Source organism: Nocardiopsis sediminis (assembly GCF_042650565.1).
Lineage (GTDB): Bacteria > Actinomycetota > Actinomycetes > Streptosporangiales > Streptosporangiaceae > Nocardiopsis_B > Nocardiopsis_B sediminis.
Genome location: NZ_JBHSBH010000015.1, coordinates 620,102 through 631,983, shown reverse-complemented (window position 1 = coordinate 631,983; position 11,882 = coordinate 620,102). Strand labels below are relative to the sequence as shown.

Annotated in this window: 8 protein-coding genes; 7 read left to right on the top strand and 1 reads right to left on the bottom strand. The window is 75.4% G+C overall.

The window, feature by feature from the left end; translation table 11 throughout:
- Nucleotides 1–63: 63 nt before the first annotated feature.
- Nucleotides 64–555 (bottom strand): FBP domain-containing protein, encoded by a 492-nt coding sequence (locus ACFOVU_RS25320; protein ID WP_378537588.1) that lies wholly within the window; start codon nt 553–555, stop codon nt 64–66.
- 71 nt (nt 556–626) lie between these two features.
- On the opposite strand from ACFOVU_RS25320, the gene ACFOVU_RS25315 reads away from it, so the two are divergent.
- The 7 genes from ACFOVU_RS25315 to ACFOVU_RS25285 form a co-directional block, all read left to right on the top strand.
- Nucleotides 627–1,196 carry a TetR/AcrR family transcriptional regulator gene (locus tag ACFOVU_RS25315; protein ID WP_378537586.1) on the top strand — a complete coding sequence of 190 codons (570 nt, stop codon included), beginning with the start codon at nt 627–629 and terminating at the stop codon, nt 1,194–1,196.
- A gap of 52 nt (nt 1,197–1,248) precedes the next feature.
- Nucleotides 1,249–2,439: a GDSL-type esterase/lipase family protein gene (locus ACFOVU_RS25310; RefSeq protein ID WP_378537584.1), complete on the top strand. Its 1,191-nt coding sequence runs from the start codon at nt 1,249–1,251 to the stop codon at nt 2,437–2,439.
- Nucleotides 2,440–2,582: 143 nt separating this feature from the next.
- The gene (cobC, locus tag ACFOVU_RS25305) at nt 2,583–3,683 is read left to right on the top strand and encodes an Rv2231c family pyridoxal phosphate-dependent protein CobC (RefSeq protein ID WP_378537583.1); all 1,101 of its coding nucleotides are present in this window, start codon (nt 2,583–2,585) and stop codon (nt 3,681–3,683) included.
- Between the two features lie 170 nt (nt 3,684–3,853).
- Complete coding sequence (cobT, locus tag ACFOVU_RS25300; protein WP_378537582.1) at nt 3,854–6,121, top strand: nicotinate-nucleotide--dimethylbenzimidazole phosphoribosyltransferase; 2,268 nt, start codon at nt 3,854–3,856, stop codon at nt 6,119–6,121.
- 141 nt (nt 6,122–6,262) lie between these two features.
- Nucleotides 6,263–7,570, top strand: a complete 1,308-nt coding sequence (gene cobA / locus ACFOVU_RS25295) for a uroporphyrinogen-III C-methyltransferase (protein WP_378537580.1) — start codon at nt 6,263–6,265, stop codon at nt 7,568–7,570.
- A 32-nt stretch (nt 7,571–7,602) separates the two neighbouring features.
- Nucleotides 7,603–9,381 carry a dynamin family protein gene (locus ACFOVU_RS25290; protein ID WP_378537578.1) on the top strand — a complete coding sequence of 593 codons (1,779 nt, stop codon included), beginning with the start codon at nt 7,603–7,605 and terminating at the stop codon, nt 9,379–9,381.
- Nucleotides 9,378–11,882 (top strand): GTPase (locus tag ACFOVU_RS25285; protein WP_378537576.1); only part of this gene is annotated, 2,505 nt, incomplete at its 3' end. The genes ACFOVU_RS25290 and ACFOVU_RS25285, both read left to right, overlap by 4 nt.

Sequence of the window (11,882 nt, the reverse complement as noted above, 5' to 3'; positions counted from 1 at the left end):
ACAGGGCCCAGGACACCGCCGTTCCGGGCGGCGGAGGTGCTCACCCACCGGCCCGCCTCTTCGTCAGGAGCGCACCTTGGCGAAGAACGCCGAGAGGTTGGCCACCGTCCGCTGGATCTTCTCCTCCGGGCTGAGCGTCTCGGGGACCCGGGGGCCGGGGCCCGGGTCCCTCATGCCCCGGACGTACAGCGAGCAGGCGAGGTCGCTGCACATGTGGATGCCCACCGAGTCGCCCTGCTTGCCGGCCTTCCCCGCCTTCGGCGCGACCATCAGGCTGACGCCTCCGCTGTGGGTGGTCACGCACAGCGAGCACATGCCGCGCCGCTTCTCCCCGGCGGCAGGGGAAGGGCAGCGGAGCGCAAGAGCCCGCGGGCCGCCGTCCAGCTCGGCGACAAGGTAGGCGCGTTCGGGGGCGCGGGGGTCCCGCCAGCCGAGATAGTCCAGGTCCTCCCAGGGGCGGTCGGCCAGGTCGCGCGGGACGGATAGGCGTTTGGCCTCGCCCTTGGTGCAGTTCACGAACGCGGCGCGGATGTCGCGCTCCGTCATCGGGTTCATATGCCGTATGCTAATTTGCCTAAGGGTTTTAGGCAAAATCCATTAACGGTGGGACAACGGAAGGAGCGGCCATGGTGCGCGCCGGGCTGACCACGGAGCGCCTGGCTCGGGCGGGCGCGGAGCTCGCCGACGAGGTCGGCTTCGACCAGGTGACCGTCTCCGAACTCGCCCGGCGCTTCGACGTCAAGGTCGCGAGCCTGTACTCGCACGTGAAGAACTCCCACGACCTCAAGACCCGGATCGCCTTGCTCGCCCTCGAGGAGCTCGCCGACCGCGGCGCCGCGGCGCTGGCCGGTCGCGCCGGCAAGGACGCCCTGGCCGCCCTGGCCAACGTCTACCGCGACTACGCCCGGGAGCACCCGGGCCGCTACGCGGCGGCCCAACTGCGGCTCGACCACGCGACCGCCATCGCCAGCGCAGGCCCCAGGCACGCGCAGATGACACGGGCGATCCTGCGCGGCTACGACCTCACGGAGCCCGACCAGACGCACGCGGTGCGGCTGCTGGGCAGCGTCTTCCACGGCTACGTCACCCTCGAGCTGGGGGGCGGGTTCAGCCACAGCGCCCCCGACACCCAGGCGACCTGGGAGCGGACCCTGGACGCCCTGGACGCCCTGCTGCGGAACTGGCCCGCGCCGTGAGCGGCCGGACGACGCCCTGACACCACGCCACCACGACCACCAGGTTGAGACCATGCACACCGGAAACGCCCTGATCACCACGCCCGTCACCGCGGACCTGCTGCGCGGCGCCCTCGAAGTGGAGCGCACCGAGAACGGTCTGCTGCCGCACCGGCTGCCGGCCTGGGCGCGCGCCCAGTTCCCCGACCCGCAGCTGGCCATGGCCGAGGCCCAGCCGTCGGGGGTGCGGGTGGCCTTCCGCACCCGTGCCACCGCGGTCGAGCTGTACACGCTGCCCACCAAACGCATCTACGCGGGCGCCCCGCCCCGCCCGGAGGGCGTCTACGACCTGGTCGTCGACGGCCGCCTGAGCGGCCAGGCGAGCGTGCCGGGCGGCGCCACCGTGACCGTCGACCTCGCCACCGGCGCCACCGAGAGGCGCCCGGGGCCGGTCGGCACGCTCCGCTTCGCCGGCCTGCCCGGCGGCACCGAGGCCAAGGACGTCGAGATCTGGCTGCCGCACAACGAGACCACCGAACTCATCGCCCTGCGCACCGACGCCCCCGTCGAACCCGCACCGGCCGGGGACCGGCGCGTGTGGCTGCACCACGGCAGCTCGATCAGCCACGGCTCCAACGCGGACAGCCCCACCGCCACCTGGCCCGCCCTCGCCGCCTCCCGCGGCGGCGTGGACCTCGTCAACCTGGGCTTCAGCGGCGGCGCCCTGCTCGACCCGTTCACCGCCCGCGTCCTGCGGGATACCCCCGCCGACCTGGTCAGCATCAAGATCGGCATCAACGTGGTCAACGCCGACCTGATGCGCCTGCGCGCCTTCACCCCCGCCGTCCACGGCTTCCTCGACACCGTCCGCGAGGGCCACCCCACCGCGCCGCTCCTGGTGATCGCGCCGATCCTGTGCCCCATCCACGAGGACACGCCCGGCCCCGGCGCCTTCGACCTCGCCGCCCTGGAGTCCGGACACGTCTCCTTCCGCGCCACCGGCGACCCCGCCGAGCGCGCCGCGGGGAAGCTGACGCTCACCGTCATCCGAGAGGAGCTGTCCCGGATCGTGCAACAGCGGGCGGCCGACGACCCGAACCTGCACTACCTCGACGGCCGCGAGCTCTACGGTGCGGCCGACTCCGCCGAGCTGCCGCTGCCCGACCGGCTCCACCCCGACGCCGCCACCCACCGCCTCATCGGCGAGCGCTTCGCCGGGCTGGCCTTCTCCGCCGTCGGCGCCTTCGCCGGGCCGGGAGCCTGACACCGCGCCTCCCGGTGCCGCCGCCCGTTCCCGGGTGCGCCGCCGGGGCCGGGACGGGCCGTGTGTACGCTGTCGGGGCGCTTCCGGCCGAACGCCGGGCACCGGTCAGCGGGCGCGCCGTCCCCTGCGCTCAGGAGGTCTCGATGACACGCCGTGATGCGGCGGCGCCCACCGGCGCCCCCCGCATCGGCCACCCGGTCCGAGGCGACGAGCGCCGGGCGTCCGTCCACGACGTGGACCTGCACCACCACGGCGACGCCGAAACCGGGCCCGGGCTGCTCGACTTCGCCGTCAACGTGCGCGCCGGCACCCCGCCCGCGTGGCTGGCCGAGCGGATCGCGGCCTCCCTCTCCGGCATCGCCGCCTACCCCGACCCCCGCGCCGCCCGCGCCGCCGTCGCCGCGCGCCACGGCCGCGACCCCGGTGCCGTGCTGCTCACCGCCGGTGCGGCCGAGGCGTTCGTGCTGCTGGCGCGGGTCCTCGCCCCGCGCCGCGCCGTGGTCGTGCACCCCCAGTTCACCGAGCCCGAGGCGGCCCTGCGCGCCGCCGGCCACACCGTGGACCGCGTGCTGCTGCCCGCCCCCGGTTTCCTGCTCGACCCCGCCCGGGTCCCCGAGGACGCCGACCTCGTCATGGTGGGCAACCCCACCAACCCCACCTCCGTGCTCCACCCGTCCGCGGGCCTGGCCCGGCTGGCGCGGCCCGGGCGGACCCTGGTGGTCGACGAGGCGTTCGCCGACTGCGTCCCCGGTGAGCCGGAATCCCTGGCCGGGCGCGCGGACCTGCCCGGCCTGGTCGTGCTGCGCAGCCTCACCAAGACGTGGGGGCTGGCCGGCCTGCGCGCCGGGTACCTGCTGGCCGATCCCGGCCTGGTGACCCGCCTGGCCGCGGCGCAGCCCCTGTGGTCGGTGTCGACCCCGGCGCTCGCCGCCACCGAGGCCTGCTGCACCCCCGAGGCCGTCGCCGAAGCCGATGCGTGGGCACGCGGTATGTCCGGCGACCGTGCCGCACTGGCGGACGCCCTCACCGGCGCCGGGCTGCACGTCACACCGGGCGCCGCCGCCTCGTTCCTGCTGGTCAAGGCGGTGGACGGCGAAGGCCTGCGGGCGCGGCTGCGCGCCGCGGGCATCGCCGTGCGCCGCGGCGACACATTTCCCGGTTTGGGGCCCGACTGGCTGCGCATAGCGGTGCGGGACCGTTGGACCTCTCTCCGGATGGCGCGGACTCTGGCAGAGTTGCTCTGAGCCCGAGCGGAGGGCGTGATCGCGTGGCCGTTGGAGCGGAGCGAGGAGGCGAGCGTGACCGGAGAGACCGTGGCGGGTCCGGAAGACGACGCGTCCGGCGCCCTGCGGCAGCGGCGATGAGGGGGGACGAACATGCAGGTAGCAGCCTTTGAAAGCACCGGAGGAACACCATGACCGGTGACGACCACCGCCCGCCGGCCGGTCGCCGCGGACCGTCGGACGAACGCGGGCGTGCCGCCCCGGCGTTCGGCGGCCTCCTCGACGATCTACCCGAAGCGGGGAGGGGCGCCGGCAAGCCCGCGCCGCGGCCCAACCCCTTCCACACCCCCGCTCGCGAGCCCGCGACCCCCCGCAAGCCCAACGTGATCCCGTTCCGGGGCGGAACCCAGGAGCGCCCGGCACCGGTACCCGCCGGCACCCCCCGCCACAAGGCACCGGCCGCCGACCCCGAGCCCGCCCCGCAAGCCGAGGCCGCCCCCGAGCCGGAGGCCACCGCGCCGGCCCCCGACCCTGCGCCCGCCCCTGAGCCGGAGCCCGCGCCCGAACCCGCCCCGGAGCCCGAGGCCGAAGCCGAGCCCCCGGCCGAAGCCGAGGTCGAGGCCGCCCCCTACGCCACCGCGGAGCCCGCCCCCGAACCCGCCGAGGACCCCGGCCCGGTCCCCGCCCCCGAGGCGCCCGCCGACCCTGAGCCCGGGACCGTCTCCGCCGACCCGCACGCCTACGGCGACGCCGAGCGCGAGGCCGTCTACCGCGCCATCCGCGAGCGCCGCGACGTCCGCATGGGCTTCCGCACCACCCCCGTCCCCGACGACGTGCTCATCCGGGTCCTGGGGGCCGCCCACCAGGCGCCCTCGGTCGGCTACTCGCAGCCCTGGGACTTCATCATCGTCCAGGACGAGGACGTGCGCGCCCACATCCGCGACCTCGTCCACGAGCAGCGCCAGGAGTACGCCGGCGCCCTGCCCGGCGCCCGCGCCCGGGCGTTCACCGGGCTCAAGGTCGAAGCGATCCTCGACACCCCGGTCAACATCGTCGTCACCGTCGACCCCACCCGGGGCGGACGCCACACGCTGGGCCGGCACTCCCAGCCGCAGACCGCCTCCTACTCCACGGCGCTCGCGGTCGAGAACCTGTGGCTGGCCGCCCGCGCCGAGGGGCTCGGCGTGGGCTGGGTGAGCTTCTTCCACGAGCGCGAACTCGCCCACGCCCTCGACCTCCCCCCGCACCTGGAGGTCGTCGCCTACCTGTGCGTCGGCTACGTCGACGACTTCCCGCCCGAACCCGAGCTGGCCATGGGGGGCTGGGCCCGGGGCCGCCCGCTCACCTGGGCCGTGCACCGCGGCCACTACGGCCGCCGCGGCCTGCCCGGGGAGGACCCGACGAGCCTGCTGGAGGAGACCATCGCCGCCATCGGCCCGCTCAACCAGAGAGCGGTCAATGACGCGCGCGAGCGCCAGGGACGCATGACCAAGCCCGCGGGCTCGCTCGGTGTCTTGGAGGAGGTCTCGATCCGCCTGGCCGGGCTCGCCGGCGAGTGCCCGCCGCCGGTCCCCGAGCCCGCCGCCGTCGCGATCTTCGCCGGTGACCACGGGGTGCACGCCCAGGGCGTCAGCGCCTACCCCCAAGAGGTCACCGCGCAGATGGTGCAGAACTTCCTGCGCGGCGGCGCGGTGGTCAACGCCTTCGCCGAGCAGGTGGGCGCCGAGGTCACCGTCGTCGACGTCGGGGTCGCCGCCGACCTGCCCGGCTCGCCCGGCCTGCTGCCGCGCAAGATCGCGCGGGGCACCGCCGACATCACCAAGTCGGCGGCGATGACCCGCACCCAGGTCGAGTACGCGGTCGAGGCCGGGATCGAGGTCGCCCGCGACCTCGTGGCGGCCGGCAACCGCTGCCTGATCACCGGGGACATGGGCATCGCCAACACCACCCCGTCTGCGGCGCTGATCGCGGCGTTCACCGGCGCCGACCCGGTCGACGTCACCGGCCGCGGCACCGGGGCCGACGACGCCATGCACGAGCGCAAGATCGAGGTCGTGCGCCGCGCCCTCGCCGTCAACCGCATCGACGTCGAGGACCCGGTGGGGGTGCTCGCGGCCGTCGGCGGGCTGGAGCACGCGGCCCTGACCGGGTTCATCCTCGGCGCCGCCGCCATGCGCGTCCCCGTGCTGCTCGACGGCGTCATCGCGGGAGCGGCCACCCTGGCCGCCGCCGCGATCGCGCCCGACGCCCTGCACGCGTGCTTCGCGGGCCACCGCTCCGCCGAGCCCGGCCACACCGCCGCGCTGGAGCACCTGGGCCTGCGCCCCCTGGTCGACCTGGAGATGCGCCTGGGCGAGGGCTCCGGCGCGCTGCTCGCACTTCCCCTCCTCCAGGGGGCCGTGCGCGCGCTGCGCGGGGTAGCGACCTTCGACGCCGCGGGGGTGGCGGAGCGTCACTGATCGCTTGCACATAGGGTAAGAGGAGGGGCGGGACGCGCGGACATACCGCGGATGACGGGCGTAACGCCTGTTTGACACGGTATTTTTTTGGGGATTCACGCAACTCGCACCACGGTGGGCGGCGCAGATCTGGAGGGGCCCGTGACCTATCTGCTCGGATTGCGCATGGACGGGCGCGACGTCCTGGTGGTCGGCGGAGGCCGCGTCGCCCAGCGCCGCGTGCCCGTCCTGCTCGACGCCGGGGCGCGCGTCACCCTGGTCTCGCCCGATGCGGCGGCGGCGCTGGAGGACCTCGCCGACTCCGGCCGGCTCACCTGGCACCGGCGCCGCTATGCCGACGGCGACCTCCGCCTCGCCGGCTTCTGGCTCGTCCACGTCGCCACCGACGACCCCGCGGTCAACGCCGCCGTCGCCGCCGACGCCGAGGCCGCGCGGCTGTGGTGCGTGCGCGCCGACGACCGGCACGCGTCCAGCGCCTGGACCCCCGCCAGCGGCATCGCCGCCGGCGCCACCATCGGCGTGGTGGCGGGCGGTGACCCGCGCCGGGCGGCGGGCCTGCGCGACGCCATCGTCGACGGCCTGGCCGACGGCACCCTCGACGCCCGCCGCGGACGCGAGCGGATGAGCGGCGTCGCCCTGGTGGGCGGCGGACCCGGCGACCCCGGGCTGATCACCGTGCGCGGCCGCCAGCTGCTGGCCCAGGCCGACGTCGTGGTGGTCGACCGGCTGGCCCCCACGTCGCTGCTCGACCAGCTGCCCGCCGACGTCGAGATCGTCGACGCCGCCAAGATCCCCTACGGCAGGTCGATGACCCAGGAGGACATCAACCGCGTCCTCGTCGACCGCGCCCGCGAGGGCAAGTTCGTGGTCCGCCTCAAGGGCGGCGACTCCTTCTTATTCGGCCGCGGCGGCGAGGAGGCCGCCGCCTGCGCCGCCGCCGGGATCCCGGTCATCGCGGTCCCCGGCGTCACCAGTGCCCTGGCCGCCCCGGCGTCGGCGGGCATCCCGGTCACCCACCGGGGGGTCTCCCAGGACGTCCACATCGTGTCGGCGCACATCGCCCCCGGCAGTGAGCGCTCCACCGTCGACTGGGCCGCGCTGGCCGCGTCGGAGGGGACGGTCGTCGCGCTCATGGGGGTCGAGCGCCTCTCGGCGATCGCCGACACGCTGATGTCCCACGGCCGTTCGCCCGACACGCCCATGGCCGTCGTCCAGGACGCCACACTGCCCACTCAGCGGGCCGTGACCGCCACTCTGGGGACCGCCGCGCGGGCCGCCGCGGACGCCGGGATCCGGCCTCCTGCGGTGATCGTGATCGGTGAAGTGGTCAATGAGGCCCTGGAACTTGACATACTGCATGGGGGACGTGACGATCCGGCAGCACCGGCGGCGGCCGGGGCGGGGGACACTGCCGGCGATGAGCCCGTCGAGGGGGACCGGGTTTTGTGACCGCGAAGACCGATGAGAAGGGCGGAAGCGCTATGTCCCGGCCGCCTGTGAAGCCGGAAGCGCCAGGGCCGAGCGGGGTCCCGCTGCGGACCACCCCCGCGCAGGGGACCAGACGGGCCAAGCACCGCGGAGCCGTCGCCGACGACACCCGGTTCGAGAAGGTCCTCGAGACGCTGCGGACACGCATCCGCGGCATCGATTTCGCCGAAGGGCTGCCCGGCGCCACCGAGGGCGCAGCCGCGCGCACCGATGTGCTGCACCAGCTCGAGGACTACGTGCTCCCGCGGGTGCGCCGCCCCGACACCCCGCTGCTGATCGCGGTGGCGGGATCCACCGGAGCGGGCAAGTCCACCCTGGTCAACAGCCTGGTTGGAGAGCAGGTCACCACCACGGGCGTGCGCCGCCCCACCACCAACAGCCCCGTGCTGGCGTGCAACCCCGCCGACGTCGACTGGTTCAGCGAGGCCCACTTCCTGCCCACGCTGCCACGCGTGCGCCAGAAGGGGCTGGCCATGCCCGGCAAGGACGGCATGCTGGTGCTGGCCGCCAGCGAGGCCATGCCCGAAGGCGTCGCGCTGCTCGACACGCCCGACGTCGACTCCGCCGTCTCGGCCCACCACGAATTCGCGGCGAAGTTCCTCGACGCCGCCGACCTGTGGGTGTTCGTGACCACCAGCCGCCGCTACGCCGACGCGCGGGTGTGGGAGTTCCTCCAGGTGGCGCGCGACCGCGACACCTCGCTCGCGGTCGTCCTGTCGCGGGTGCCCCAGCGGGGCCGCCGCGAGCTGGTGGACCACTTCGGCGCGATGCTCGACGCCAACGGCCTGGGCAACGCCACCCGCTTCACCATCCCCGAGACCGACCAGGTGGCGGGGGAGCGGTTCACCTCCACCACGGCCGACCACATCCGCCACTACCTCGCCGATGTCGCGGGCGACCTGGCGCGGCGCGACCGGGTGTCCCGGCGCACCTTCATCGGCGTCATCGACAGCTTCCGCTCGCGCGTCCCCGAACTCGCCAAGCAGGTCGAGGTCCAGGTCGAGGTCGGGCGGACCCTGGAGTCCGCCGTGCGCTCCGGATACGATTCCGCGGTCGCCGACATCGACTCCGCGTTGCAGGACGGCTCGCTCCTGCGCGGCAACGTGCTCGCCCGGTGGCAGGACATCGCCGCCAGCGGCGACCTCGTGCGCACCATGCGGATGCGGGGCAAGCGCAAGGCCACCGAGGCCGAGGCCGCGGCCACCCGGGTCCGCTCGCTGCGGCAGGCCCTCCGCGACAGCCTCGAAGCGCTCATCCTGGCCAACGCCGAGCGCGCCGTCGACCAGATCGCCGACAGCTGGGAGACCGTGCCCGGCGGCGCCGACCTCGTCACGCGGGCCGGGGGCCGCACACCCCCCGGCGACCTCGCCGGACGCGCCCGCGAGGCCATCACCGAGTGGCAGCAGGCGGTGGGCGGGCTGATGACCGCCGATGGCGCCACGAAGCGGTCGGTGGCGCGGTTCGTCACCTTCGACAAGGACGCCTTCACGCTCGTGCTGATCATCGAGCTGCTGGGCTACGGCGCGGTCGAGGCGGGCGCCGCACGGACCGCCGGCCCATCGCCGCAACGCCTGCTCAAAGGGGTGTTCGGAGCGGATTCGCTGCGTAACATCGAAGCCAAGGCGCGCGACGACCTGCGGCGCCGCATCGGTGTGCTGCTGCTCCACGAGCGGACCCGCTTCACCGACACGCTGGCGGCCGTCGACCTGCCCGACGAGGACGCCGCCGTCCAGCTCTACCAAGCCACGTACAACCTTGAGATTGCGCGATGACCACTCAGCGGAACCCCGCTCACCCCGATGAGGAAGCGGAGACCGGGCAGGCCCGGGGACAGGATCCCGAGCCCGCCCGGCAGCCCGCCGCCGAACCCCTTGACGAGGAGGGGGATTGGAGCGGGTACGTGGTACCCGACAGTGAACGCATCGAGGCCGGGTGGAAGCCGGCGTCCGACACGTCGTGGCCTTCGAGCCGGCCCAAGGGACCGCCCGCGGAGTCCTACCCCGCCCTGCGCCGGGCCGTCGACGCCAGTGCGGGCCCGCCCGAGGACGAACCGCAGGCCGCCGACCAGGGCGCCGATGACCCGCACCCTCCCGAAGGTGAACCCGGGCAGCCGGCCGCAGCGGGCACCGCGACCGACACCGGGCCGCAGGCGGCGGCCGTGGCCGCCGCAGATCCCGGCGGTGCTCCCGCACCGGAGTCCGCGGGCGACGCCGCCGCGTCCGGCGGCGGGGACGAGCCGGCCGCCGATCCCGCCGCTACGCCGACGCCGCCCGGGGGCACCCGCTCGGCGGGCGCACACGGCCGCCACGCCGCCGCGCGGCGTTCCGCGCGATCATCGGCGGCGCCCCCCGCTGCCGGCGACAGCGGACGTGACGACCCCGACGACCCCGACGATCTCGCCGCCTGGGTGGGCAGCCTCGCCGAGGCCGACGACACCGCCATGATCGCCGGGCGCCGCACCGGATCCTTCCCGGCCGTGCCCGCTCCCGACACAGCGGAGGAACCGGCCGCGCCCGACACGGGGACCGTCGGGTCCACGGACGCGACGCCCCCGCAGGGCACGACGTCCGCCAAGGCGGCGACGCCGCCCAAGGGCACGGTCTCCGCCAAGGCGGCGGCGTCCGCCGAGGACGCGCCGGCGCCCAAGAAGAACGAGGAGCGCCCCGGCCGCGCCGAGGCCGCCACCGGCCCGCAGCGCCCACCCGCGGCCCCGGAGGGGCGGCCGGCCGCCCAGGACCGCGCGGACGGACCGGGCGATTCCGGCACCGGGCAGCCGTCCCGCGACGGGGCGCCGGCCGCCGAGGCCCCCGCGGCTCCGGAGCCCGCGGCGGCCGATCCGGCGCCCGCGCCCGCGCCTCCGCGCGACACCGCCGACGACCCGCCCGCCGCGGCGCCCGCGAAGGCACCGGAACCCGCCGCCGCCACGGTCCCCGGGGAGGCCGAGAGCGCCGGCGACGCCCCGCCGGCCCCGGCGCACGGCCCCGACGCCGACGCCTCCGTGCCCGCACAGCGCGACGACGACCGCGAGGCGCCCGCCCCGGCGGCCGCCCACGACACCGGCGACGATGACGACGAGTACCAGCCGGTCACCGGCGAGTTCTGGCAGCCCATGCCCGCGGTCACCCGCGAGCAGCTCATCGCCCGGCTCGACGGCCTGGCCACCCTCGTGGGCATCGGCCGCGACGACTTCGACCCCGAGGACATCGGCCGCGCCCGCCACCTGCTCGACCACGCCGGCGCGCGGCTGCGGCTCTCGGGCGACCACACCGTTGTCGCCCTCGCAGGCGGCACGGGCAGCGGCAAGTCCTCGCTGTTCAACGCGCTGAGCGGGCTGGAGTTCTCCCGTGTCGGCATCACCCGCCCCACCACATCGGCCGCGCACGCGTGCGTGTGGGGCAACGAGGGCGCCGAAGGCCTCCTCGGCTGGCTCGGGGTCCCCAAGCGCAACCGCCACTCGCGCACCAGCGAACTCGACAAGGACATCTCGGACCTCTCCGGGCTGATCCTGCTCGACCTGCCCGACCACGACTCCGTGCGGTCGGTGCACACCGCCGAGGCCGACCGCATGATCGGGGCCGCCGACCTGCTCGTGTGGGTGCTCGACCCGCAGAAGTACGCCGACGCCGCGGTCCACCACCGGTACCTGGCCGAGATGTCCGGGTACGGCGCGGTGACGGTCGCCGTCCTCAACCAGGTCGACCGGGTCGAGCACGCGGAGCTCGAGGAGCTCCTCACCGACCTGCGGCGGCTGCTGGAGACCGAGTCCGGCGTGCAGCCGCGCGTGCTGACCACCTCGACCCTGACGGGCGAGGGGGTGCGCGCGCTGCGCGAGATGCTCGTCGAGACCGTCACCGAACGCCGCGCGATGATCGACCGGCTGGTCGCCGACCTGGACCGCGTGGTCAACGCGTTCGACGGCTACCACGGCGCCGACACCGCCGAGGTGGCCGTCCCGGCCGATGCGCGCCAGCGCCTCGTCGCCGAACTGCTGGAGGCCGGCGGTGCGTCGGCCATCGCCGACACCGCCGAGACCGCGCACGAGCAGCGGGGGAGCCGCAGCGTGGGCTGGCCGCTCGCCCGGTGGGCGCGCAAGATGCGCCGCGACCCGCTGCGCGTGGCCGGGGTGGACTTCCTGCACGACAGCAACGGCACCGGGGCGCCCGGCCCCGTCGATGCACAGAAGTCGGAGATCGAGAAGGCGGCGGCCGACGTCGCCGAGCAGGTGTCGGGGTCGCTGCCCGCGCCCTGGCCCCGGCGCATCCGCGCGGCGGCG